The sequence below is a fragment of the Halomonas sp. ANAO-440 genome (genome assembly GCF_019915905.1).
GTDB classification, from domain to species: Bacteria; Pseudomonadota; Gammaproteobacteria; order Pseudomonadales; family Halomonadaceae; genus Halomonas; species Halomonas chromatireducens.
In genome coordinates this window covers 12890-35611 of sequence record NZ_JAHXBV010000003.1, presented here as the reverse complement: position 1 = coordinate 35611, position 22722 = coordinate 12890, and the positions used below count along the sequence as shown (strand labels likewise).

Here is a 22722-nt window from a genome sequence, read left to right as displayed (position 1 = left end):
CGTCAGAACAGCCAGGTATCCACATTATCGGGCGCGCGCTTCTCCTGCAGGCTCTTGAGCCCTTTCACGCAGCGAATCACCAGCCAGATCACCGCCAGTAGCCAGGTGATGAAGCCGATCATGATCAGCGTCAGCAGGCCGGAGACCGCAAAGTAGAGCATCGCCATCCAGAAGGTGCGGATATGGTAGCGATAATGCTCATCGAGCCAGTGAGGCCCCTTGCCGCGGTAGACATAGGCGATCACCACACCGACCAGCTGCGTCAGCCCGCCGCTGATGATGCCGGCAAGAAACAGCGCATAGATCACGATGGGTATGGTGGTGTCGGGCGACCCCGGATCGGTCACGGCCCGGTGGTCACGGTTATCATCAGGATGCAGGTTATCGGTCATGTCACGTCCAGCAAGTGAATGGCGAGGTGTGTTGCTGACTTGGCCAGTGACACCAATGATACCGGCCAGATGAGACAATGCCAGTGAAGCGGTTATTCGCTGGCGGTCTTCAGCGGACGGCTGATCTCCAGCAGGTTGCCGTCCGGGTCGCGCAGGTAGAGCGACTCGATGGGGCCGGTGGCGCCCTGACGGTCGACCGGGCCGAGCTCCACCTCGACATCCAGCGCCTCCAGGTGCCGCTGTACTTCGTCCAGCGGCAGCAGGCTGCGCAAGCAGAGGTCGAGGCTCCCCGGCGTTGGGGTGGCGGCCCGGGGTTCGATGTCGGTGGCGGTCCAGTGCAGGCGCAGGGCAACGTCGCCGAGCAGCAGGTCGACGCGCTCACGGTCGCGGTAGCGCACCTCCAGCCCCAAAACCCGGGAATAGAAGTCCACGGCGCGAGAAATATCGGTCACGGTGATGACCAGGTGGTCCAGACCTGACAGCATTGCCGGCCTCCTCGTTGTGATCGTTTTTTTATATGCTCAAGTCGTCAAGCTCAGAAGGATACGATGATGCTGACCTGCCCGCTATGTGCATCCGCCGAAACGCCATATTTTCATCGGGATGCACGGCGTGACTATCACCGTTGCACCAACTGTTGGCTGGTCTTCGTGCCTCCTGATCAGCGCCTTGCTCCTGAGGCAGAGAAAGCAGTCTATGACCAGCATCGCAACAGCCCCGACGACGCTGGTTACCGGCAGTTCCTGTCACGGCTTTACACGCCGCTGCGCGAACGGCTGGCACCGGCTGCCCAAGGCCTCGACTTCGGTGCCGGCCCTGGCCCGACGCTGTCGGTCATGTTCGAGGAGGCGGGGCATCCCATGGCGATCTACGATCCTTTCTATGCCGCTGACAGGGTGGTGCTCGAGCGGCAGTACGATTTTATTACCGCCACTGAAGTGGCGGAACATCTCTTCGAGCCGGGGCTTGAACTCGAACGGCTGGCTGGCATGTTGCGGCCCGCTGGCTGGCTGGGGCTGATGACCAAGCGGGTCACCAGGTGGGAGACCTTCCCCCGTTGGCACTATATTCTCGATCCCACCCATGTGATTTTCTTCAGCGACGCCACCTTTGAATGGCTGGCCCATCATCTCGATATGCGCCTCGAGCTGCCTGCTTCGGATGTAGCCCTGTTGCAGCGCAAGCCATGGTGAATGCACTCCCGACCCAACGATTCATGGAGGCTGTAGTCGCGTTTCGATAAGCCGCCGTTATACAGCCCTGCAGGGGCTATTTCGGCGTTGACTTATGGTGTCGGCGGCGTATGATTTGCGCCGCGTCATCCCGCCTCAGCGGTGCTTCTTTCTGTGTGGCACTCAGGCGTGGCGGGCAATCTCGGCAGGTCCTGCCACACTGTTTCCCATCGTTGCCTTAATTCCTGTTTCTTCCACCGCTGTCGAGAGGCCCTTCATGTCGCGGCAACTGCTGGCCATGGCCCTGGCGCCCCTGCTGGGGCTTTTCATTCTGGGGATCGGCAATGGCTTCCTGGCCACGCTGATCACCTTGCGCCTGGATGCCGCAGGCGAGTCGCCGGTGGTCATCGGCTGGGTCTCTTCGGCCTACTTCATCGGCCTGGCGCTGGGGGCGATGTTCAATGACCGGCTGCTGCTGCGCATTGGCCATATCCGCGCTTATGGCACCTTTGCTTCGCTGGTTGCGGTCACGGTGCTGCTGCAGGGGCTATGGCTCGACCCCATCTCCTGGTTCGGGCTGCGCCTGATCGGCGGCTGGGCCACCGTGGGGGTCTATCTGGTCATCGAGAGCTGGCTGCTCACGTCCGGTGACCAGAAGGTTCGTGGCCGGCTGCTGGCGCTCTACATGATCTCGCTGTATGCCGCCGGTGTCCTCGGCCAGTTGCTGCTGGGTGTAACCGATGCCATGGGTGTCACCGCACCCTTCATGGTGATCGGCATGCTGGCGTCGCTGTCGGTGCTGCCCATGGCGATGATCCCGCGGGTGTCCCCCCTGATCGAGCATGCCGAGCCGCTCTCGCCGATACGTCTGATCACCCTGACGCCTACCGGGGTCATGGGCAGCTTTGGCTCCGGGCTGGCGGTGGCCGCCGTCTATTCGCTGCTGCCGCTCTATCTGCAGCGTATCGGCCTGACGGTGAATCAGATCGGCCAGATGATGGCCGTGGTGATCCTGGGGGCGATGCTGCTGCAGTATCCCATCGGCCGCTGGTCCGATCGCCACGATCGCCAGATGGTGCTGATCCTGATCGGCACCTTCTGTACGCTGATATCGGCGGGCATGCTGCTGTTGCCGCCGAATATCTGGGTGATGGCGGGGCTGCTCTTCCTGCTCGGTGGCGGCGTCTTCGCGCTTTATCCGGTCGCGGTCGGCCATGCCGCGGACCGTGCCCCGGCAGGTGCCCTGGTGCGCATGAGCCAGGGCCTGCTGCTGATCAATGCCATCGGCTCCACCGTGAGTCCGCCGCTGATTTCGCCGGTCATGGCGGCGGTGGGCGATGCGGGCCTGTTCTGGGCCTTCGGAGCCATGAGCATCGGCATGGTGGCCTTCTTCGCCTGGCGGCGTAGCGTGCGTCCGGCGCCGTTGCCGGTGGCACCGTTCACGCCAACGACGCCAATGTCCTCGGCCGGCGCCGAGCTGGCGGTAACCGAGGAGCTGATGCAAGGCGCAACCGAGCATGAGCATGTCGAGGACCTGTCCGACGCAGTGCCGGATGTGGAGACGGTCGAGCCACTGGTTGGCCCGCCGCCTCCCGATGAGGCGCATATCGCTTACTATGAAGATGAGGAACCGCGTCACGCGGAAGCGCCCGATCATGAGCAGCTGGTTGACGAGACGACGAGCTCCTCCCGCGACTGAAGCGATTGAATAGTCCGCCCCGTCATTTTTCTGCGCCCGATACCTGTGTATCGGGCGCACTGCCTTTGTCGGGTGAGTTGCCTTTGACTGGTTAATTGCCTGCGACCTAGGGATAATGGTTAACGAAAAGTAGTGAATCTACTATTTCTGCTATCATTTTTTTGAGGTGTCGCCATGTTCCCCTTTGTTGCTCCTGTTCGCGATCTTCGCTTCGTGCTCGAGGAACTGCTCGAGCACCGTTCGCTCGCCCTGCCTGGTTTCGAAGAGGCCAGCCCCGACCTGGTTGAAGCGGTGCTGGAGGAGGCAGCCAGGCTGGCGGGCGAGGTATGGGGGCCGCTGAATGCCAGCGGCGACCAGCAGGGCTGCACCCGCCGTAGTGATGGCGGCGTGACACTGCCCGATGGCTTCATCGAGGCCTATCAGGCTTATGCCGAGGGCGGTTGGAACGGCATCGGCGTCTCCGAGGCGCTGGGCGGCCAGGGTCTGCCCGAAGTGGTGGCAAGTTCGGTACAGGAGATGCTTCACGGCGCGAACATGGCACTGGGACTCTGTCCAATGCTCACCGCCGGCGCCATCGAGGCACTGGCACACCATGGCAGCGACGCGCTCAAGGCGTCCTACCTGCCCAAGCTGGTGGAGGGGAGTTGGACCGGTACGATGAACCTCACCGAGCCCCAGGCCGGCTCCGATCTTTCCAAGGTGCGCACCCGGGCTGTTCCATGCCCTGATGAAGAGGGCGATCATTTCCGATTGTTCGGCCAGAAGATCTTCATTACCTGGGGCGAGCACGATGCCGCCGAGAACATCGTTCACCTGGTGCTGGCACGCAAACCGGATGCGCCGGAAGGCAACAAGGGCATTTCGCTGTTCCTGGTGCCCAAGTTCCTGGTCAATGCCGACGGCTCGTTGGGTGAGCGCAACGACGTGACCTGTGCCTCCATCGAGCACAAGCTCGGCATCCACGGCTCGCCCACCTGCACCCTGAGCTTCGGCGAAGGCGACGGTGCCATTGGCTACCTGGTGGGCGAGGAGGGGCGCGGCCTCAACCACATGTTCACCATGATGAACGAAGCGCGTCACAAGGTTGGCATTCAGGGTATCGGCGTGGCCGAGCGCGCCTGCCAGCATGCCTTCGCCTATGCGCTGGATCGGGTGCAGGGCAAGGTCCGCGGTAGGGAAGCCACCATCAGCGAGCACCTCGACGTGCGGCGCATGCTGCTTTCCATGCGCGCTCGCACCGACGCCCTGCGTGCCCTGGCGCTCTACTGTGCGGCCCAGCTCGACGTGGCGCGACATGGTGGCGATGGCGAGCGTGAGGTTGCCCAGGCCCGTGCCGACGTGTTGATTCCCGTAGTCAAGGCATTCTCCACTGACCAGGCCGTGGACATCGCCTCCATGGGCGTACAGGTTCATGGTGGCATGGGCTTCATTGAGGAGACCGGCGCCGCACAGCTGCTGCGCGATGCTCGCATTGCGCCCATCTACGAGGGCACTAACGGCATCCAGGCACTCGACCTGGCCGGCCGCAAGCTTCAGCGCGATGGTGGTGCCGCCCTGGCCGGGCTGATCGAGGAGGTCGAGGCCACCGCCAGCGAACTGCGTGAGGACGGCGAGCTCGCCGCCCTCGGCGAGAGCCTGGCCGCCGGGGCCGCCGATCTGGAGGCTGCCATGCAGCGCGTGCTCGAGCAGGGCTCTGATTCCGAGCTAGGGCCGGATGCCATTCAGGCCTACGCCACACCGTTCCTTAGCCTGGCAGGTCACGTGCTGTGCGCCTGGCAGATGGGGCGGGCCGCACTCAAGGCCCGTGCCGCTCAAGCGGCAGGCAGCAACGAGCCGTTCTACCAGGCCAAGCTGGCCGCGGCCGATTTCGCCCTGCGCCAGTGGCTGCCGGTCGGCCGAGCCAACCGCAGCGTGATCGAAGCAGGAATGGCATGCCTGGCCGACTACGAGGTCACGCTTCCCTGAGCAGCTTACCTCCGGTTGCCTTACCGGCAGCCGGTGAATTCAGCACCAATAAAAAAGATACTCACCCGGAGCCCACCATGAACAACAGCATCTTCGAACAGGGCCTGCCCAAGACGCAGGCCAACCACGTACCACTGTCGCCGCTGACCTTCATCGAGCGCAGCGCTTCCATCTACCCGGATTATCCGGCAGTAGTGCATGGTGACGTCCGCCGCAGTTGGAGCGAGACCTGGACGCGCTGTCGCCGGCTCGCCTCGGCGCTGGAAAAACGCGGCATCAAGCCAGGCGAGACGGTAGCCGCCATGCTGCCCAATGTGCCCGCCATGTTCGAGGCGCACTTCGGCGTGCCGCTGGCCGGCTGCGTGCTCAATACGCTGAACATCCGCCTCGATGCCGAGGCCATCGCCTACATGCTCGAGCACGGTGAGGCCCAGGTGGTGCTGGTGGACCCGGAGTTTGCCGACGTCGTCGAGGAAGCTGTCTCACAGCTGGCCATCAAGCCGCTGGTGATCGACGTCGACGATGCCCTCTTCGAGGGCGAAGTCCGCCATATCGGTGGGCTGGAGTACGAGGCGCTGCTGGCCGAGGGCGACCCGGACTACGCCTACCGGCTGCCCGAGGATGAGTGGCAGGCGATCTCGCTCAACTACACCTCCGGCACCACCGGCAAGCCCAAGGGGGTGGTCTACCATCACCGCGGCGCCTACCTGAATGCGGTAAGCAATATCCTCGAGTGGGCCATGCCACACCACCCGATCTATCTCTGGACGCTGCCGATGTTCCACTGCAACGGCTGGTGCTTCCCCTGGACCATCGCTGCCAATGCCGGTACCAGCGTGTGCCTGCGCAGGGTCGATCCCAGGAAGATCATGGCGCTTATCGCCGACGAGGGTGTGACTCATTTCAGCGGCGCGCCCATCGTGCTCAACGGCCTGGTCAATCTCCCCGATGAGGACAAGCGCGACTTCGACCATCCGGTGAAGGTCACCACCGCCGGTGCCGCGCCTCCCGCCTCGGTCATCTCCGGTGTGGAGAAGATGGGCATCGAGGTGACCCACGTCTACGGCCTCACCGAGGTCTATGGCCCGGTGACCGTCTGTGCCTGGCGCGAGGCGTGGGATGAACTGCCGGTGGAGGAGCGGGCGAAGATCAAGTCGCGCCAGGGCGTGCGCTACCACATGCTCGAAGCGCTTTGTGTCGCCGATCCCAATACCCTGGAGCCCGTACCCAAGGACGGCGAGACCGTTGGCGAGATCCTGATGCGTGGCAACAACGTGATGAAGGGCTACCTCAAGAATGAGGCGGCAACCGAGCAGGCTCTGGAGGGCGGCTGGTATCACACCGGCGACCTGGCGGTCTGGCATGCGGACGGCTACATCGAGATCAAGGACCGCTCCAAGGACATCATCATCTCCGGTGGCGAGAACATCTCCACCATCGAGGTGGAAAACGCCATCTATTCGCACCCGGCCGTGGAAGAGGCCGCGGTGGTGGCCAAGCCCGACGAGAAGTGGGGTGAGACCCCCTGCGCCTTCGTCAAGCTCAAGGTAGGCTACGGCGAGGTCACCGAAGCGGACATCATCGCGCACTGCCGGGAGCACCTGGCCCGCTTCAAGGTGCCCAAGACGGTGATCTTCAGCGAACTGCCCAAGACCTCCACCGGCAAGATCCAGAAGTTCGTGCTGCGTGAAGAAGCGCGCAAGTCATAACGCCTACAGGAGAGTGAATAGATGAACTCACAGCAGATTGGTGTGGTCGGCGCGGGGACTATGGGGCAGGGCATTGCACAGGTTCTGGCGACAAGCGGCTTCTCGGTTCAGCTCTATGACGTGGCCGACGAACAGCTTACCCGTGCCCAGGCGGCTATCGACAAGGGGCTGGGCAAGCTGGTGGCCAAGGAGAAGCTCTCCGAGGCCGACAAGGGGTCGGCTCTGGAGCGGTTGGCGGTGACCACGGCCCTGGACGCCCTGCGCGACTGTGCCGTGATCATCGAAGCAGCACCGGAGCAGCCGGCGCTGAAGGAAAAACTGTTCCGCGACCTCAGCCGCCTGAGCCATGAGGCAATCCTTGCCTCCAACACCTCATCGCTGTCGCTGACCCGGCTTGCCGCGGTGTGCGAGCGTCCCGAGCGTGTGGTGGGCATGCACTTCTTCAACCCGGTACCGGTACTCAAGCTGGTCGAGGTGATTCGCGCCGAGCAGACCTCTGATGCCACCGTGGCGCAGATCGAGGCGTTGGCCGAGGCCCTGGGCAAGACCGCAGTAGCCATCGCCGACTCGCCGGGCTTCGCCGTCAACCGCCTGCTGGTGCCCATGATCAACGAAGCCGCTTTCCTGCTGCAGGAAGGGGCTGCGACCGCCGAGGACATCGACCAGTCGATGAAGCTCGGTGCCGCCCACCCCATGGGGCCGCTGGCGCTGGGAGACCTGATCGGCCTGGATGTCTGCCTGGCGATCATGGAGGTGCTGCAGGAGGGCTTCGGCGATCCCAAGTACCGGCCCTGCCCGTTGCTCCGGCGCATGGTGGCCGCCGGCTACCTGGGGCGGAAGAGTGGGCGAGGCTTCCACGTATACAACTGAATTCGCTCTCGTCAAACAGAGTAAGGGTTACCAGGGCACCTCGAGGGGCGCCGTGGGCAGGTCGAAGCGGAGGTCTTTTTCCAGGGAAGGAAAAAGTAGCGCCCAGGGATGGGTTTACAGCGCCTCCGCGTAGGCCTGCCCGCGGATCAGCCCCGTTATTTGAGTGCCGTGACTCCAACTGCGATAGCGTTTCCCCGACGAAAGAAAGGATTGCCGACCTACCAAGCGTTCGCTAGGGTAGGTCGGTATCCCTTCAACACGAATGCGTTTGCATTGATCAGGAGCCCCACATGAGCGAGAAGCTGATCGAGATTGATGATCGCGATGGCATCGTACGCCTGACCATCACCCGGCCCAAGGCATTGAACGCGCTGAACAGTGCCGTGCTCGCCGAGCTGGAAGCGGTTTTGACGGACCTGGAGAAGCGCGACGACCTGCGCGGCGTGCTGATTACCGGCGCCGGCGAGAAGTCCTTCGTCGCCGGTGCCGATATCACCGAGATGCGCGAGAAGACGCCGGAGGAGGCGCGGGCCTTCGCCGGCCAGGCACTGCGTACCATCAAGCGACTGGAAACGCTCCCGGTGCCGGTGGTCGCCCTGGTGAATGGCTTTTGTCTTGGCGGCGGCTGCGAACTGGCGCTGGCCTGCGACTGGGCGGTAGCCAGCGATAATGCCGTCTTCGGTCAGCCGGAAGTGCTGCTGGGGGTCATTCCCGGCTTCGGCGGCACCCAGCGCCTGCCGCGCCGGGTCGGTCCGGCCATGGCGCTGGACCTGGTCACCACCGGCCGCAAGATCGATGCTCAGGAAGCCCTGCGCATCGGACTGGTCAACCGCGTCATGCCCCAGGCCGAGCTCGAAGCCTATGCCGATGAGCTGACCAAGCAGCTGTCCGGCAACGGCCCCCTGGCGGTGCGCGGTGCCAAGCAGGCGGTTCACGACGGCATGGACCAGGACCTGGACAGCGCCCTGGCCCTGGAAACGGCCCTGTTCGCCTGCTGCTTCGCCGGTGAGGAGCAGAGCGAAGGCATGAGCGCCTTCGTCGAGAAGCGCAAGCCTAACTTCTGAGGCTCTGCGGAGTGCGAAGAGGCGGCAGTGGCGAATTGGCCACTGCCGCCTTTTTTCGAGCTCTGGTGTTACCGCCGAGTGCTGCTACGGTAGCCTATCGCTTCACAGGGTGTGATGGGCGCAGCTCACCAGTGGGTTGAAGGGCTCGAGATGGGTGACAGCATTGTCCCGAAACCACACGTGCTGGTCGTAGTGAGGAGCGAAGCCGTGTGCTTCGTCGATGGCGGTCTCGGGATCGTTGGCCATGTAGTCCCAGGCGCGGCCAGCGAAGGTGGGCGGCTCGGTATTGCCCGCCTCCTCCCAGGCCTTCTGGAACACCAGGTTCTCGACTCCTACCAGCACCAGTGAGCCGTCTTGCTGCGGTTCGTAGAGCAGGATGGAGGGATTGAGAAAGTCGGTATGGGTTCCGGTGCCGTCGATCCGCGGCTCGGTTGCCGTTATTCCCAGCAGGTCGGGGCGCAGGTAATGGATACCCATGTCTCCGAGTTCGGCGGGCAACCCCTCTGCAGCCGCGCTGACGCACTGGCCGGTGGGGTCAGGAATGTAGCCCTCGGCCAAGGCCACGTCGACGTCCTCGAATCGCTGGGTGGCAATTCGAATCGACTCGACCAGTGCGGCGACATCTTCCCCCTTCAGGGCGTCAGACGAATGTGCCAGGGCAAGAGTGGAGGTCAGGCTGCCAGTGACCACCAGACCCGCCAATGCAATGCCCACTGCGTTTGTTTTTTTCATGGTTTTGTCCCCATGCAGAGTAGACCTGCCGGGTTCATGGACAAGCGTCATGGTCCATGGGGCTCGTCGTGGGTGAAACGCGGACGCGACTATGCCCGGCATCTTCCTGAGCATAGCAAGCGGGATGCCATCTGCTATGGGCTTTTTGCAGTCTGCAACGCTGGCTGACAGCGTGGTGAATAAGCCCCGGATGGTCGTCAGGTCAACGTCCGGCGACGCAGCCGCAGGATGCCAGTGGCGACGGCGGTACCTACCAGGGTAATCGCCATGCCGACCAGTATCTGCAGGCTGAGCACTTCCCCAAGCAGCAGGTAGCCCCAGAGCAGCGCGCTGACCGGTACCAGGAAGGTGACCGTCGAGGTGGCTGTCGCCCCGGCGCTGGAGATCAGCCCGAAATAGAGCAGGAATGCCACGGTGGTACTGAACACCGCAAGGCTCAGGCCGTTGGCCCAGGCCAGTCCGCTGATGGGTTCGGTCGGCCACAGCAGCAGGCCGGGGATGAGCAGGATCAGTGCCGACATCGCCGTGCTGCCCGCCGCCAGGACGCGAACCGGAAGATGCGAGAGATAGGTCTTGGAATAATTGCTGGCGACGCCATAGCAGAAGGTGGCCCCCAGCGCCGATAGAATGAACCAGCCGTCACCACCCAGCGCAAAATCCAGCCGGTTGGCAGAGAGCACATAGACCCCGGCGAAGGCGAGGGCGAGTCCCAGGTACTGCTGGCGTTGCACCGGTGTCGTGAAGAACAGAGCCCCCAGCAGCGCGGTGAAGATCGGGGTGGTGGCGTTGATCAGCGAGGTGAAGCCAGCCTCCAGGCGCACCGTGGCCAGTGCCAGCAGGACGAATGGCAGCACGTGATTGACCAGGCCGAGCAGCAGCAGCCCGCCCTTGTTTTCCCAGACCAGCTTCAGGTAGCGCAGGCTGAGCAGCAGCGGAATCAGCAGCAGGGCGCCCACGCCCATCCGCACCAGGATCAGCGGCACCGGGCCGAACTCGGGGACCGCCACCCGCATGAAGATGAATGACATGCCCCACAGCGACGAGAGCAGAATCAGGCGGAGCGTATCGGCCGGCGACATGCGTCATCCTTGGCAAGAAAAGGCTAAGCAGCAAAGGTTACGTATGAATTTGGCCTATGGGAAGTGGGAAGGCCCATCAAATTTTCTGATAGTTTTCATCAGGGCCTTGCAGGTGAGACCAGCGCTATTCAGCGTTGCCGATCACCAGCCAACCGTCGTCATCGACGCTCAGCGGTACCGGGTCCAGGGCGCAGCCCTCGCCGTGGCCGCTGAGCCCCTCACCGGTACGGGCGGAGAAAGTGGCGTCGTGATTGGTGCAGCGAAGTGCTTCACCATCCTGGCTGAGAACGCGCTTGCCTCGTTGGTCCAGGGGCAGGTACTGGTGAGGGCAGGCGTTGACGTAGGCGAGAGGGATCTCGTCCAGGCGCAAGAGCAGCAGCGGAAAGCTGCCATTCTCGCTCTGAAGGGTCAACGAGCGAGTATCTCCGGGCGGTAGCTCCTCGAATCGCATGAGGCGCGTTCCCGGCTGTGGAGCGCTACGATACTGCTTCCATGCCTGTGACATGCCGATTCTCCTATTGCCATCGGGGGGCCGCATTGTCGCGGATCCCGGCCCGCTTGTCAGCGCTCATACCGTCCCCGGATCAACCAGGCATGGCTGGCCTCGTCAGGTTGAAAGGTGCTGTTTACCACGGCGATGTCGCCGTTGTGGTTCACCGCGAGCTTGCGGGTCAACAGCCCCTGAAGGTTGCCGTTGAAGCCGATGTCCACCACGCTTTCCGGCACGATGCTGGGGGACGAAAATGTCTCGCCGCTATCCCATGAGTGCATGATGCCCAGCCCGCGAGGCCGCTGGCGTGGGTCGGGGAAGCGCTCCCAGGTCAGGTGGACATGACTTCCGGCCACTGCAATCGATGGATACCCATGCCCGGCAGCGTCTTCGCTCTGCTCCTCGACCAATGGCCGAGGGGTGGCAAAACGTTCGCCATGGTCGGCACGGGTATAGTAAAGGCGGGAAGGCTGGCCGGGGCCGTCGGCGGCCTCGGCATAGGCCAGGTGCAAGGTACCGTTTGCATCTACCGCCAGGGAGGGGGCGTCAGAGTGCCCCCGAGAGGTAGCGACGACGGCAGGCTCTGCCAGGATGGCCCCGCTGCTGTCTGACAGTGTGTAGTGAATGTTGGCGGCCGGGTCTTCGCCAACGCTCCAGGCCAGATGTACCCGTCCTTCGTCATCCACGGCAAGGCTGGGAGCTCGGGCGGGGCGGGCGTCGTCCCTGGCGACCGGCTGGGGTTGAGCGAAGGTGTTGCCGCCATCCTGCGAATGGCTGATGTACAGGTCGCCTTCATAGGCCGTCCAGGCGGCCCAGATGGTGCCATCCGGGCCTTCGGCCAGATCCAGGCTGCCATTGTCCCAGCGCTGCTCGGTCAGCCGCCCCTTGCCGGCGCCTTCCCGTGACCGGGAGAGGTTGAGTGGTTCGCTGAACGTCATGCCGCCATCCTGCGAACGGGCGAACAGGATGTCGCCGCCATGGCTTCCGCCGGAAAAGATAATCTCCTGCCAGAGTACGTAGAGGGTGTCGGGATCGTCGCCAGCGATCACCAACCGGGGCAGCCAGGAGAAGGTATCGCCGCTGCGTGATACGTTGGTGGGCTCGTCGTGCTGTGGTTCGCCGTTACGATCGATAGCCTGGAAGAAAACGTCCTGTTGCGCCTGGTCGACCCAGAGTACCGCTGCGGTGCCGTCCTGGTGCAGGGCAACCGTTGGGTCGTCCACGTAGCGAAAGTCCGACTCGTTCATGCGCCAGGGCCCCACATGGGCTTCACCGCTGGCGATCTGCAGGGCCGGCTGCCAGGTAATGGGGCCTTCATCGGCGATACTGGGGGCAGCTAGTGTCAGCAGCAGTGAAGCGGTCGCCAGCAGGGCCGTTTGTCGAAGAGAGGAGCACGACAGGTGCAGGGCCAGGCGGTGTTTCACGACATCGGACATGCTTGTCCCTCGCATGATTGAGGTTGTTACCAACGCAGTGTAGCAGCGAGGTGGAAGCCGCATTGAGGCATGGACAGGCGACAGCGAGTGGGCTCAACGACGGGCAGGTGTATGCTGTCGCCTAGCCGCTACGCTGGTAAACGACTGGGGTGAAGGACATGGGGAGGTCGACGTGAAGATTTCGGGAATCCATCTGTATCCGGTCAAGTCGCTGAGTGGAATTACCCTGGAGCGGGCGGAACTCGGTGAACGAGGTATCGCCCATGATCGAAACTGGATGGTGGTGGACGATGTGGGACGTTTCGTGACCCAGCGGCAGATGCCGGCCATGGCTCGGATCGCAGTCCGCCTGGAAAGCGACCGGCTGCTGCTGGAACATCCCGAGGTGGCGCCGCTGGCCATCGAGCTGGCACGCAGCGGCCAGCCGTCGCTGACGGCCTATGTCTGGGAAGATGCCTGCCGGGCGCTGGACGAAGGCCCCGAGGCGGCGCAGTGGTTGAAAACCGTGCTGGGCGACTGGAAAGGCAGCGGGCTGCGTCTGGTGCGCTTTGCACCGGACGAGCATCGTGCCGTCGAGCCCTTCTACCAGCAGGGCGAGAACGCCCACACCGCCTTCGCCGATGGCTACCCCTTCCTGATTGCCTCGGAGGCGTCGCTGGCAGCGCTCAACCAGACGCTGCAGCGCAAGGGGCTTTCGCCACTGCCGATGAACCGCTTTCGCCCCAATATCGTGGTGGAGGGAGCCGCCCCCTTTGCCGAGGACGGGTGGAGTGAGCTTGGTTCTCCCGAGGGCTACCGCTTCGGCATACGCAAGCCCTGCCAGCGCTGCAAGATCACCACGGTGGACCAGGCGACCGGAAACATCGCGATCCCCGGCGAGCCGCTCAAGACCCTGATGGAAATGAAGACCCAGCCGTTTCGCCCAGGGGCATACTTCGGCCAGAATGCCACCCTGCTCGAAGGCCGGGGCCAGTTCATCGCCGTCGGTGACAGCCTGCTTGATTGAAACGGTACAGTCCTGAATTCGAAAAAAAGCCCGCAGGGAGCGGGCCTAAATGCAAGGGAGCTCACGACTGCTGTGCAGGGGACTGTGAGTCGTGGCTAGTGTAGCTGGCTGTTTGCGGTTCGCCTGTCAGCCTACGGATTCTCTTTCTGTAGGCTATGGCTTACGCCTTGGGAATGCACCGACTGGAAGTCAAGAGCGGTTACCTAGGCTATGATGGGCGCCCAAAATTCAACTCTGCTGGAGGAATCATGAGCTTTTACGTCTATCTTTCGGGTGAAATTCACACCGACTGGCGCGACGAGATTCAGCGCGGCGCCGAGGCGGCCGGCCTGGACATTGTCTTCACCTCGGCGGTGACCGACCATGCGGCCAGCGATGCCGCCGGAGACCACCTCGGAGAGGAGAGCAATCCGTTCTGGCGCGATCACAAATCGTCCAAGGTCAATGCCATCCGCACCAAGACGCTGATCGAGCAGAGCGACCTGGTGGTGGTTCGTTTCGGTGACAAGTACAAGCAGTGGAACGCCGCTTTCGATGCCGGCTACTGTGCGGCACTGGGCAAGCCCTATGTCACCCTGCATGGCGAGGAGATCATCCATCCGCTCAAGGAAGTCGATGCCCAGGCCATGGCATGGGCGACCACTACCGACCAGGTCGTCGAGATTCTGCGCTACGTCACCAAGGCCTGACTCCTGGTCTAGCCTGACTCAGGCGCGAGCGGGCCATGTCACTTCGTGAGCGAATCGACTAGCACCAGGCCTTCTTCTATCTGCTGGCGGTGCTCGCCTTCAGCCGATACCTGGTCACCAATTGGTAATCAGCCGAAGGCAGGGCTAGGGTGGATGAGAGCCTAAATTTACTGGACTCCATAGAATTCATTCATTGGGGCTGGTTATTGCAGGCTGCTATTTTGCCCTCGTCTTTCATCACCGAGTCTGTTTCCAACGATGTCTACACAGGAACAGGAACGTCTGTACGCGCTTCATCAGCTCAACCTGCTGGATACACCACCCTGCGAGAGTTTCGATCGGCTTACTCGTATGGCAAGTCAGCTGTTCGACCTCCCGATTGCGGCCGTGTCGCTTACCGATGAGAACCGCCAATGGTTCAAGTCGAGGGTGGGTGTCGAACACCGCGAAATCCCGCGTCACAAGGCACCCTGCGCCGAAGTGTCGGACTCTTCGCAGGTTCTCGTCATCCCCGATCTTCTGAAATCCAGCTGCTACCGAGATAGCCCACTGGCTCAGTCGGGGATACGCTTTTACGCTGGTGCACCGCTGTTGACGCGTGATGGCCACACGCTGGGTGCCATGTGCGTGCTGGGTCATGAGCCGCGCGCGGTCACCGAGCAGGAACAGGCCACGCTGCGTGACCTTGCCGCCATGGTCATGGCCCAGATAGAGCTGCAGCATGCCTTTGGCAGAGTCGACCCGCTGACCGGTTTGTCGAACAGGCATCAGCTGGCTGAGGACTTGCTGGACCTTGAGCGGGATGATCCGGGCTCTCTTCGGGCTGTGCTATTTACGGAGGTCGTCGAGGCCGGCGAATTGAGTGCGCTGCACCGTACCATGGGTCCCGCCTTTCTGGATGAGCTGTGTCGGGTTTCTGCTCGCTGCCTGCAGGCCACGCTTGGTATGCAGAGCACCCTCTATCATCTTGGTGGATGCCAATTCGCCCATCTGACCGAGCTTGACGACGGGGCGAAGCTGCTGAAGGAAGCGCTGCGCCTGCGCCGTGCCCTGATAGGGCAGGAGTCGGCAGGGGCCGTGCCGGTTCTGGTGCATCCGGCTATTGGCATCGCTCCCTTTCGTCTGGGTGAGTCGACCATAGATGAAATCCTGCGTAGCGCCCATGGCGCCTGTCTCGATGCACGCCAGGCCGAATCAGGTGTCGGGCTGTTTTCGGAAGCCCTGGACGATAGCTTCCAGCGTCGCTTTACGCTGCTGACCGATACCAGGCAAGCCTTGAGCTCCAATGACCAGCTTCACCTGGTTTTCCAGCCCAGGGTTTCCCAGGCAAACGGTGCGTGCCTGGGAGCCGAGGCGCTGCTGCGCTGGCACCATCCGACGCTTGGCGATGTATCGCCTGCTGAATTCATCCCTCTAGTAGAAAATACACCCATGGTTCGGCCATTGACCGGTTGGGTCGTACGCCATGCGGTCCACCAGGCGGCTGCCTGGCAGCGGCAAGGGCTGGCCCTGCGTCTCTCGATCAACGTCTCGGCGACCAATCTGGAGGAGGATGACTTTGCCGAGCGTCTGCTCTCGGAGATGGCACATGCCAACCTGACGAGCGATGCCATTGAACTGGAGCTGACCGAAAGTGCATTGATCGGCCAGGGTAGGGCGGCTGCGTCTCAGCTTGAAACACTCATCGCGGCAGGCATCCGAATTGCCATCGATGACTTCGGTACCGGCTACAGCAGCCTCTCGTACCTGCATGAAATCCCGGCCCATGTGGTCAAGATCGACCGCTGTTTCATCAGTGAGCTAGGCGTGAATCCCCGCACCGAAACGTTGGTCAAGTCCATGATTACGATGGCGCACGACCTGGGCTACAGCGTCGTTGCTGAGGGCGTGGAGAATGCGCGTGCTCATCAGCTGCTTGGCTCAATGGCGTGCGATGAGATTCAGGGCTACTACATCGCCAGGCCGATGAGAGCGGATGCCTTCGAGACCTGGCTAAAGAACGATTGTCACTGAGGTAGATGGAACGCGCTCCCGTTTGTTGAACGGGAACGCGTGGTGTCGACTACAGGGTCATGAACGGCATGGGCTCCTGGTCGGTGAACTGGTAGACCTCCCAGTCGCCCTGCTTGGGCCCGGGCATGCCCGGTGTGCCGATAGGCATGCCGGCCAGGCCGATCCCGCCAACGTTCAGGCGCTGCTTGAACAGCGTCTCGATGGCCTCGAAGGGCACGTGGCCCTCAATGGCATAGTCACCCATCAGCGTGGTGTGGCAGGAGCCTTTGCCATAGGGCAGCCCGACCTGCTGCTTGATTTTGCCGACCTCCACATCGTCGATGACGGTGACCGCGACGCCGCGCTCCTCCAGCAGGCGGGCGTATTCGTGGCAGCAGCCGCACTCCGGATTCATGTAGAGCGTGGCTTCGTCAGGCATGGCAGCCTGCGCCGTGGCGGCACCACCCAGCAGCAGGGCGGAGGAGAGCATGAGTGAGGTGATTGAACGGTTCATGAGCTTGCTCCGGTCGTTGGAGTCGATTTGGTCGAGGTGAAGAGGTATTTGCCCAGGGCGGCAATGCCCAGTGTCAGCAGTAACAGCAGGGCCAAAGGCATTACGGTTCCGAGTATCCCGGCGGTCATGGCGCAGTCGGTCATCATCTTGGCTCTCCTTCAGTTCGTTACCCAGGTGACCCCATTGGGGCCTTGGCCAGTGGCATGGTTGGCAATGACTTCGCCGAGCGCCAGGTCGATGACGGACAGGCTGTCGTCATGGATATTGGTGATGAAGGCGAAGCGGCCGCTGTCGTCGACACTGACGCCATGGGCTCCCATGCCGACTTCGTAGGTGGCAACGACCTCGCGAGTGGCAATGTCGACGGCCGAGACACGGTTATCGGGCTCTGCCTCGCTGCCTTCATTGGCGACAAGCATCAGGCTGCCATCGGGGGTGGCGTGGACCTGAATCGGCAGGCGTCCGACGGCCACACTATCGATGACGCTGCGGCTGGCCGTATCGATCACGGCAACTCGGTTCTCGTCACGCAGCGAGACATAGACCTGCTCGCCGTTCGGGGTGAAGCCCACCTGTACCGGGGCGTCCCCCACCGGGATGCGTGCCACTTCTGCCTGCGCTGGGACATCGATCACAGAGACGCTGCCGTCCAGCACATTCGCCACATAGAGCTCCCCACCATCCGGGCTCAGGCGCAGGCCGTGGGGATAGTGCCCCGTCTCGACGGTAGCCACTGCCTGGTGTGTTGCCAGATCGACGATAGAGATGGTGTCGTCACCGGCATTGGTCACGAAGGCATATTGGCCGGCAAGGTCGCTGACCACATGGGCCGGGTGGCTGCCTACCGGGATGCTGGCCAAGGGGCCGGCGCCGAAGTCCCCGGTATTGAAGACCTGCAGTTCCCCGGGATCGTCGCCGTGGGCGTGACCACCGCCTCCATGGGCGTGGTCGTCATTGGCTGCATCGCCCACCGCCAACAGGTAACGGCCATCGGCACTGACTTCAACGTTATGGGGGGATATGGAAATGTCCTGAGTGGTGGTTACTCCACTTTCCAGTTGGATGCGGGTCAATGACGCTCCGTGTTCGTCGGCGGTAAAGACCTGTCCGGCAGGGGGCGTGCCAGCGAAGCCGGCTGAGCTCCCCAGCGCCAGGCTCGCGGCCAGGAGCCAGCCAAGCGGGCGGGTGTTGAGCGCGCTGGCATGAGTGATTGTGTCATTGCGGTGGTTTACGAGGCGTGCAGTGACGCCCTGAATAAAGCGAAATCCCATGGTCTTGCTCCTGATGAACGCAGGGTGCAGAAAAGAACGGAAGTTCTTGCAAGCGGCCAAGGCCGCTGGGGCGTTCATTCAGGTTCTTGGAGGGCGCCTAGGGGGCAGGGGGGTGCGATCCGCATATGTCACGGCAAGCACGGTGGACGGTATGGCCGGCTCGGCAGCCGACAGGGCGGGAAGGGGCATCAGCGCCGAGCAGGCGGAGCAGCGATGATCATCGGCGTCTACCGAGTCGAGCTGCATCATTGCTTGCGGTTGCAGACAGTCGGCTGAGTCGGCCTGGATTGCACCATGACCCGACAGGCTCGTCATCGCCAGCAGCAGCGCGAGCAGCAGGGCCAGGAACCGGCCTCCCGCTCTTGCGTGCTGTGATGTACCGATATGCCGTGTCATGGAAAACCCCTTTATGGTGTTGCCTCTACATTGAAACCGATCCGGAGCGACATTTCATTGACGCAGCGCAAAGAGCGCGTGGTGATCAGTCATCGCCATGCCGATGGCCATGGCGGTGCATCAGGAAATGCATGCCGATACACAACAACATCGGTGCAACCAGCAGCCAGGTGCCGCCTCCCAGGTTGCCCCTCCAGAGGACGAACAGCATGGCGCCCCCCATCGCCACCAGGCAGAAGAGCATCATCCAGCGGTGTACATTGCCGGTGGGTCCGTCTTGATTCGACGTTTCATCTGGCGCACCGGATGGCGGTGCGCCAGTGGTTTTTGCAGGATCTTCTTGCGTGCGTTGACTGGGAATGTGAGTTCGACTCATGAGTGGTCTCCTGAGGGTTGTTCACGCGCATAGCGCCGCTTGAGCAGCAGGGAGTTACCGATGACCGACAGTGAGCTGGCGGTCATGGCGATGACGCCGATCATGGGGTGCAGCAGGCCCGCGGCGGCGATGGGGATGGCGGCCAGGTTGTAGCCGCTGGCCCAGATCAGGTTCTGTACGATCTTTCCAAAGGTGGCCTTGGAGAGGTGCATGGCATCCACCACGGCCGTCAGTTCACCGCGCACCAGGGTCACATCCGCCGCCTCGATGGCGACATCGGCACCGGCGCCGATGGCAATGCCGACGTTAGCCTGCTTCAATGCGGGGGCGTCATTGATACCGTCGCCCACCATGGCAATATGGTTGCCATGCTTTTCCTGAAGCTTCTTGATGGCATCCACCTTGCCATCGGGCAGCACCTCTGCCTGCACCTCGTCGATACCCACTTCGTCGGCCACGGCCCGGGCGGCGCGCTCGTTGTCCCCGGTGATCATCACCACATGCAGGCCAAGGTCATGCATCCCGCGAATGGCGTCCTTGGACTTCTCCTTCAGCGTATCGGCCACGGCCACGAGGCCAACCGCCTGCCCATCGGCGGCCACGATGACTACGGTGCGCCCCTTCTTCTCGAGCTCCTGCTTGGCCTCTTCCAGCGCATCCAGGCCGCTGATGCCTTCTTCCTCGAGCAGACGACGATTGCCGATGAGTACTGTTTCTTCACCCACCTTGCCGGATACGCCCCGGGCGCCGGTGGACTTGAAATCGCTGACCCGCTCGAGTGTTACATCGCGCTCTTTGGCTCCGTCCACGATGGCTCTGGCAATGGGGTGCTCGGACGCGTCTTCGACGCTGGCGGCCAAGGTCAGGAGTCGCTTCTCCTCTACCCCTTCGACGGGAATGGCATCGGTGAGCTTCGGCTCGCCGCGGGTGATAGTGCCGGTCTTGTCGAGCACAATCACCTTGATGTCCTTGAAGGTCTGGATCGCCTCGCCTGAGCGGATCAGGATGCCGCGCTCCGCGCCGATACCGGAACCAACCATCAGTGCCGTAGGTGTGGCCAGACCCAGGGCGCAGGGGCAGGCGATGACCAGCACGGCAATGGCAGCCAGAATCGCGAGGATTGGTGTGGAGGCGGTGGGGTCGACCCAGGGCAGGACGTTGGCGCCCCATTCGAGGATCGGCCGCAGGGCATCGCCCGCGAGCAGCCATGCCAGGAAGCTGGCCAAGGCGATCACCAGGACTGCCGGTACGAAGCGGCCGGTCATGCGATCGGCGAACTCCTGGATCGGCACGCGCGAGCCCTGCGCCTCGTCGATCAGCTTGACCACCTGAGACAGGAAGGTATCGCCGCCCACCCGGGTGGCCTCGACTCGGAGCCGCCCCTCCTTGTTGATGGTGGCACCGATGACGCTGTCGCCCTCGCTCTTGTAGACCGGCACCGACTCACCGGTGGCGATGGATTCGTCGAGGTGACTCTCGCCTTCCACCACCTTGCCGTCGGTGGGTATCTTTTCGCCGGGCCTTACGATCATGATGTCGCCGGCTTCCAGCTCTTTTACCGGGACCTCTACCTCTTCACCATCACGATCGACTCGGGCGGTCTTGGCGCTCATGTCCATTAAGCGACGAATCGCTTCGGAAGCACGACCTTTTGCCATCGCCTCCAGGTAGCGTCCCAGGAGGTGGAAGGTCATGATGGTTGCGGCCATCTCGATGAACGATGTCATGGGAAAGAAGAAGCCGAGCAGCCCCAGCAGGTAGGGCGGCAGGCTGCCCATGGAAATCAGCACGTCCATGTTGAAGGTGCCGTTCTTCAGCGAACGCCACGACGCCTTGTGGGTCGCCGCCCCGCCGAAGAGGAATACCACCGGGAAGGCGAGAATGGCGACGATGGCGAGGTAGCCGGGAATCGGCTGCCAGAACATGTGCGGCATCATCAGGATCATGATCAGGGTGGTGGGCACCGCCGCGATGATCAGCCGCTTGCGTGCTTCCTGGAGATAGTCTTTCTCGATCTGGCTATCGTCATCGCCTTCTGCGTCACTTTCGTCATGAACGCCCTTGACGTCATACCCGGCTCCCTCGATGGCTTGCTTCAAGGCGTCGCCATCGGGGCCGTCCTTGCCCAGCGTGACAGTGACCCGGTGGCTGGCGATATTGGTCTGGACGTCTTCGACACCCTCCTGACGCTCCAGTGTCTTGCGTACGATGCCAGCGCAATGATCCGAGCCCATGCCCGGCACGTTGAGGCGGATCTTGCGCTGGGTGGCATCGCCGCGGACGGCCTTGACGTCGTAACCGGCGCCTTCGATGGCCTGTTTGAGTGCTTCCCCATCGGGGCCGTTGTCCTTGTTGACACCGACGCGAACCCGGTGGCTGGCAATATTGGTCTGGATCTCTTCCACGCCGTCCAGGCGCTGAAGTGTCTCGCGCACTATACCAGCGCAGTGATCGCTGCCCATGCCCGGCACAGTCAGGGTTATCTGTTTCATGCTCATATCCGTCATTGCATGGCCTCTAGCGGGGGGAGTCGGGCGGGCGGCCTCCTCTGGCCGCCTGCCATGGCGTCAACTCAGCAATACCGGTCAGTGGTGGGCGGCATGATCGTCCGGATCGTCGGCCTCGGGCGTGGTTTGCTGCAGCTGTTCCCGCTGTTCATCGGTCATGAGATCGTGCATGGCGTTACGCATACGCACCATCTCGGCCATCATTTCCCCATGCAGTTCGGCCATCCGCCCATGTAGAGCCTGAACTTCATCGGGGTCGGGGCGCTCCCCATGCATTTCTGCCATCAGGTCATCGCGCAGGTTCATCATTCGACCCATACGCTCGAACTGGGCGGGGCGGTGCTCCTGCATCAGCTCACGCATTTCGCTGCGTTGCTCGGCATCGAGCATTGTCATCATGCCCTTGCCGCCGCCCATCATGGGGCAGGGCATCATGCTGCCGCCCATCATTCCTGGGCCCATGCCGCCCTGGTCGCCGCCCATCATTCCTGGGCCCATGCCGCCCTGGTCGCCGCCCATCATCATGCCCGGGCCCATGCCGCCCTGGTCGCCGCCCATCATCATGCCCGGGCCCATGCCGCCCTGGCTGCCGCCCATCATCATGCCCGGACCCATGCCGCCTTGACCGCCCATCATGGAACCTTGGCCTTGATCCATACCCTGCCCCATGCCTTGGGCGAGGGCGAAGCCGGGCGCGGAAATACCGACAGCCAGGGCGAGGCCCATGGCAATGGTGTGCTTGCGAATTGTCATGGTAGTTCTCCTGAGGGCTCGATCGCCCTGTGGTGATTGCTTCAAGAGGCGACTGTCAAATAGACGTCACCGGAATCAATGGGAAAGGAGAAGGAGTGCGTACCTTCGAGCGGAAGTGCTCAGTGACGCAGGCGCTGCGTCAACAGGTAAGTCGGTGGGGCGCTGGAATCAGGCCGGCCATGGGGCGTACCCGAGACAACAAGGATAGGAGGAGGTGGGGCCAACTGAGCCACACTGCACAGCGCCACGCCATGTTCGGTTTCCTGGCGTTCGGTGCGCAGAAGCGGATGGGGCGCGAGGGGGACATGGCCGGGGTGGCAGTGCGGTCCCCGGTGGGGGGCGACGACGAAGGTGGCGGTCGGTGTCGTGTCATGAGCATGGCCGACAACGTCATGGTGTATCTCGGAAGAGGCAGTGGCATGCGCCGCCGCTCCATTGGCAACAAGCAGCAGAACCAGGCACAGGAGTGCGAACAGCCCATGGCGCAGCCATGCCGCCAAGGGCAGGGTCTGGCATGAAGTTGTCGCGTCCTGCCAAGCCATGGGTGAGGCTCCCGAGGTGTATCGTACCCACACCATAGAACAATAAGACGCTTGCGCAATTGACGCAT

Annotated in this window: 23 protein-coding genes; 10 read left to right on the top strand and 13 right to left on the bottom strand. The window is 62.7% G+C overall.

The window, feature by feature from the left end; all coding sequences use genetic code 11:
* Positions 1–2: 2 nt before the first annotated feature.
* Both KZO25_RS03290 and KZO25_RS03285 read right to left on the bottom strand, forming a co-directional pair.
* Positions 3–392: a DUF4870 family protein gene (locus tag KZO25_RS03290; RefSeq protein WP_223135860.1), complete on the bottom strand. Its 390-nt coding sequence runs from the start codon at positions 390–392 to the stop codon at positions 3–5.
* 92 nt (positions 393–484) lie between these two features.
* A complete protein-coding gene (locus KZO25_RS03285; protein WP_043510182.1) occupies positions 485–877 on the bottom strand; it encodes a VOC family protein in 393 nt (130 codons plus the stop codon).
* Between the two features lie 63 nt (positions 878–940).
* Between KZO25_RS03285 and KZO25_RS03280 the strand changes: the two genes are divergently transcribed.
* The 6 genes from KZO25_RS03280 to KZO25_RS03255 all read left to right on the top strand — a co-directional run bounded on the left by KZO25_RS03280 (position 941) and on the right by KZO25_RS03255 (position 8871).
* Positions 941–1585 carry a class I SAM-dependent methyltransferase gene (locus KZO25_RS03280; RefSeq protein WP_223135859.1) on the top strand — a complete coding sequence of 215 codons (645 nt, stop codon included), beginning with the start codon at positions 941–943 and terminating at the stop codon, positions 1583–1585.
* A gap of 256 nt (positions 1586–1841) precedes the next feature.
* Positions 1842–3263: an MFS transporter gene (locus KZO25_RS03275; protein WP_066449749.1), complete on the top strand. Its 1422-nt coding sequence runs from the start codon at positions 1842–1844 to the stop codon at positions 3261–3263.
* Between the two features lie 174 nt (positions 3264–3437).
* A complete protein-coding gene (locus KZO25_RS03270) occupies positions 3438–5228 on the top strand; it encodes an acyl-CoA dehydrogenase (RefSeq protein WP_223135858.1) in 1791 nt (596 codons plus the stop codon).
* A 77-nt stretch (positions 5229–5305) separates the two neighbouring features.
* The gene (locus KZO25_RS03265) at positions 5306–6937 is read left to right on the top strand and encodes an acyl-CoA synthetase (protein ID WP_223135857.1); all 1632 of its coding nucleotides are present in this window, start codon (positions 5306–5308) and stop codon (positions 6935–6937) included.
* A gap of 21 nt (positions 6938–6958) precedes the next feature.
* Entirely contained in the window at positions 6959–7807 is an 849-nt protein-coding gene (locus tag KZO25_RS03260) for a 3-hydroxybutyryl-CoA dehydrogenase (RefSeq protein ID WP_066449739.1), read from the top strand.
* Positions 7808–8097: 290 nt separating this feature from the next.
* Entirely contained in the window at positions 8098–8871 is a 774-nt protein-coding gene (locus tag KZO25_RS03255; RefSeq protein WP_066449738.1) for an enoyl-CoA hydratase-related protein, read from the top strand.
* 102 nt (positions 8872–8973) lie between these two features.
* On the opposite strand, the gene KZO25_RS03250 is transcribed toward KZO25_RS03255, so the two are convergent.
* From KZO25_RS03250 to KZO25_RS03235, 4 genes are all read right to left on the bottom strand, one after another.
* On the bottom strand, positions 8974–9603 hold the full coding sequence (locus tag KZO25_RS03250; protein WP_201025320.1) for a hypothetical protein: 630 nt from the start codon (positions 9601–9603) through the stop codon (positions 8974–8976).
* 197 nt (positions 9604–9800) lie between these two features.
* A complete protein-coding gene (locus KZO25_RS03245) occupies positions 9801–10682 on the bottom strand; it encodes a DMT family transporter (RefSeq protein ID WP_066449728.1) in 882 nt (293 codons plus the stop codon).
* Positions 10683–10806: 124 nt separating this feature from the next.
* Positions 10807–11187, bottom strand: coding sequence for a Rieske (2Fe-2S) protein (locus tag KZO25_RS03240; protein ID WP_066449727.1), 381 nt, complete (start codon positions 11185–11187; stop codon positions 10807–10809).
* Between the two features lie 56 nt (positions 11188–11243).
* Positions 11244–12608 carry a sialidase family protein gene (locus KZO25_RS03235; protein ID WP_223135856.1) on the bottom strand — a complete coding sequence of 455 codons (1365 nt, stop codon included), beginning with the start codon at positions 12606–12608 and terminating at the stop codon, positions 11244–11246.
* Between the two features lie 172 nt (positions 12609–12780).
* Between KZO25_RS03235 and KZO25_RS03230 the strand changes: the two genes are divergently transcribed.
* From KZO25_RS03230 to KZO25_RS03220, 3 genes are all read left to right on the top strand, one after another.
* The gene (locus KZO25_RS03230) at positions 12781–13614 is read left to right on the top strand and encodes an MOSC domain-containing protein (protein ID WP_223135855.1); all 834 of its coding nucleotides are present in this window, start codon (positions 12781–12783) and stop codon (positions 13612–13614) included.
* 248 nt (positions 13615–13862) lie between these two features.
* Positions 13863–14303, top strand: coding sequence for a YtoQ family protein (locus KZO25_RS03225; protein WP_066449721.1), 441 nt, complete (start codon positions 13863–13865; stop codon positions 14301–14303).
* Positions 14304–14561: 258 nt separating this feature from the next.
* Complete coding sequence (locus tag KZO25_RS03220; RefSeq protein ID WP_223135854.1) at positions 14562–16316, top strand: sensor domain-containing phosphodiesterase; 1755 nt, start codon at positions 14562–14564, stop codon at positions 16314–16316.
* Between the two features lie 49 nt (positions 16317–16365).
* Here KZO25_RS03220 and KZO25_RS03215 read toward each other — a convergent pair whose 3' ends face one another.
* From KZO25_RS03215 to KZO25_RS03185, 7 genes are all read right to left on the bottom strand, one after another.
* Positions 16366–16809, bottom strand: coding sequence for a DUF411 domain-containing protein (locus KZO25_RS03215; RefSeq protein WP_066450670.1), 444 nt, complete (start codon positions 16807–16809; stop codon positions 16366–16368).
* On the bottom strand, positions 16806–16955 hold the full coding sequence (locus KZO25_RS03210; protein ID WP_201025328.1) for a hypothetical protein: 150 nt from the start codon (positions 16953–16955) through the stop codon (positions 16806–16808). The genes KZO25_RS03215 and KZO25_RS03210 overlap by 4 nt, the downstream gene beginning before the upstream one ends.
* Before the next feature lie 12 nt (positions 16956–16967).
* Positions 16968–18080 (bottom strand): cytochrome D1 domain-containing protein, encoded by a 1113-nt coding sequence (locus tag KZO25_RS03205; RefSeq protein ID WP_223135853.1) that lies wholly within the window; start codon positions 18078–18080, stop codon positions 16968–16970.
* A gap of 78 nt (positions 18081–18158) precedes the next feature.
* Complete coding sequence (locus tag KZO25_RS03200; RefSeq protein ID WP_223135852.1) at positions 18159–18476, bottom strand: hypothetical protein; 318 nt, start codon at positions 18474–18476, stop codon at positions 18159–18161.
* An 85-nt stretch (positions 18477–18561) separates the two neighbouring features.
* Positions 18562–18852 (bottom strand): hypothetical protein, encoded by a 291-nt coding sequence (locus KZO25_RS03195; RefSeq protein ID WP_223135851.1) that lies wholly within the window; start codon positions 18850–18852, stop codon positions 18562–18564.
* Positions 18849–21344 carry a heavy metal translocating P-type ATPase gene (locus KZO25_RS03190; RefSeq protein ID WP_262488822.1) on the bottom strand — a complete coding sequence of 832 codons (2496 nt, stop codon included), beginning with the start codon at positions 21342–21344 and terminating at the stop codon, positions 18849–18851. Before KZO25_RS03190 ends, KZO25_RS03195 begins: the two co-directional genes overlap by 4 nt.
* A gap of 93 nt (positions 21345–21437) precedes the next feature.
* The gene (locus KZO25_RS03185; RefSeq protein WP_223135849.1) at positions 21438–22112 is read right to left on the bottom strand and encodes a Spy/CpxP family protein refolding chaperone; all 675 of its coding nucleotides are present in this window, start codon (positions 22110–22112) and stop codon (positions 21438–21440) included.
* Between the two features lie 179 nt (positions 22113–22291).
* On the opposite strand from KZO25_RS03185, the gene KZO25_RS03180 reads away from it, so the two are divergent.
* The gene (locus KZO25_RS03180) at positions 22292–22630 is read left to right on the top strand and encodes a hypothetical protein (protein ID WP_223135848.1); all 339 of its coding nucleotides are present in this window, start codon (positions 22292–22294) and stop codon (positions 22628–22630) included.
* Positions 22631–22722 lie beyond the last annotated feature (92 nt).

Bases quoted from the DNA above. Each gene is read 5' to 3' on its own strand.
- KZO25_RS03290 (WP_223135860.1), bottom strand. From the start codon at position 392: ATGACCGATAACCTGCATCCTGATGATAACCGTGACCACCGGGCCGTG.
- KZO25_RS03285 (WP_043510182.1), bottom strand. From the start codon at position 877: ATGCTGTCAGGTCTGGACCACCTGGTCATCACCGTGACCGATATTTCT.
- KZO25_RS03280 (WP_223135859.1), top strand. From the start codon at position 941: ATGATGCTGACCTGCCCGCTATGTGCATCCGCCGAAACGCCATATTTT.
- KZO25_RS03275 (WP_066449749.1), top strand. From the start codon at position 1,842: ATGTCGCGGCAACTGCTGGCCATGGCCCTGGCGCCCCTGCTGGGGCTT.
- KZO25_RS03270 (WP_223135858.1), top strand. From the start codon at position 3,438: ATGTTCCCCTTTGTTGCTCCTGTTCGCGATCTTCGCTTCGTGCTCGAG.
- KZO25_RS03265 (WP_223135857.1), top strand. From the start codon at position 5,306: ATGAACAACAGCATCTTCGAACAGGGCCTGCCCAAGACGCAGGCCAAC.
- KZO25_RS03260 (WP_066449739.1), top strand. From the start codon at position 6,959: ATGAACTCACAGCAGATTGGTGTGGTCGGCGCGGGGACTATGGGGCAG.
- KZO25_RS03255 (WP_066449738.1), top strand. From the start codon at position 8,098: ATGAGCGAGAAGCTGATCGAGATTGATGATCGCGATGGCATCGTACGC.
- KZO25_RS03250 (WP_201025320.1), bottom strand. From the start codon at position 9,603: ATGAAAAAAACAAACGCAGTGGGCATTGCATTGGCGGGTCTGGTGGTC.
- KZO25_RS03245 (WP_066449728.1), bottom strand. From the start codon at position 10,682: ATGTCGCCGGCCGATACGCTCCGCCTGATTCTGCTCTCGTCGCTGTGG.
- KZO25_RS03240 (WP_066449727.1), bottom strand. From the start codon at position 11,187: ATGTCACAGGCATGGAAGCAGTATCGTAGCGCTCCACAGCCGGGAACG.
- KZO25_RS03235 (WP_223135856.1), bottom strand. From the start codon at position 12,608: ATGTCCGATGTCGTGAAACACCGCCTGGCCCTGCACCTGTCGTGCTCC.
- KZO25_RS03225 (WP_066449721.1), top strand. From the start codon at position 13,863: ATGAGCTTTTACGTCTATCTTTCGGGTGAAATTCACACCGACTGGCGC.
- KZO25_RS03220 (WP_223135854.1), top strand. From the start codon at position 14,562: ATGTCTACACAGGAACAGGAACGTCTGTACGCGCTTCATCAGCTCAAC.
- KZO25_RS03215 (WP_066450670.1), bottom strand. From the start codon at position 16,809: ATGAACCGTTCAATCACCTCACTCATGCTCTCCTCCGCCCTGCTGCTG.
- KZO25_RS03210 (WP_201025328.1), bottom strand. From the start codon at position 16,955: ATGATGACCGACTGCGCCATGACCGCCGGGATACTCGGAACCGTAATG.
- KZO25_RS03205 (WP_223135853.1), bottom strand. From the start codon at position 18,080: ATGGGATTTCGCTTTATTCAGGGCGTCACTGCACGCCTCGTAAACCAC.
- KZO25_RS03200 (WP_223135852.1), bottom strand. From the start codon at position 18,476: ATGACACGGCATATCGGTACATCACAGCACGCAAGAGCGGGAGGCCGG.
- KZO25_RS03195 (WP_223135851.1), bottom strand. From the start codon at position 18,852: ATGAGTCGAACTCACATTCCCAGTCAACGCACGCAAGAAGATCCTGCA.
- KZO25_RS03190 (WP_262488822.1), bottom strand. From the start codon at position 21,344: ATGAAACAGATAACCCTGACTGTGCCGGGCATGGGCAGCGATCACTGC.
- KZO25_RS03185 (WP_223135849.1), bottom strand. From the start codon at position 22,112: ATGACAATTCGCAAGCACACCATTGCCATGGGCCTCGCCCTGGCTGTC.
- KZO25_RS03180 (WP_223135848.1), top strand. From the start codon at position 22,292: ATGGGGCGTACCCGAGACAACAAGGATAGGAGGAGGTGGGGCCAACTG.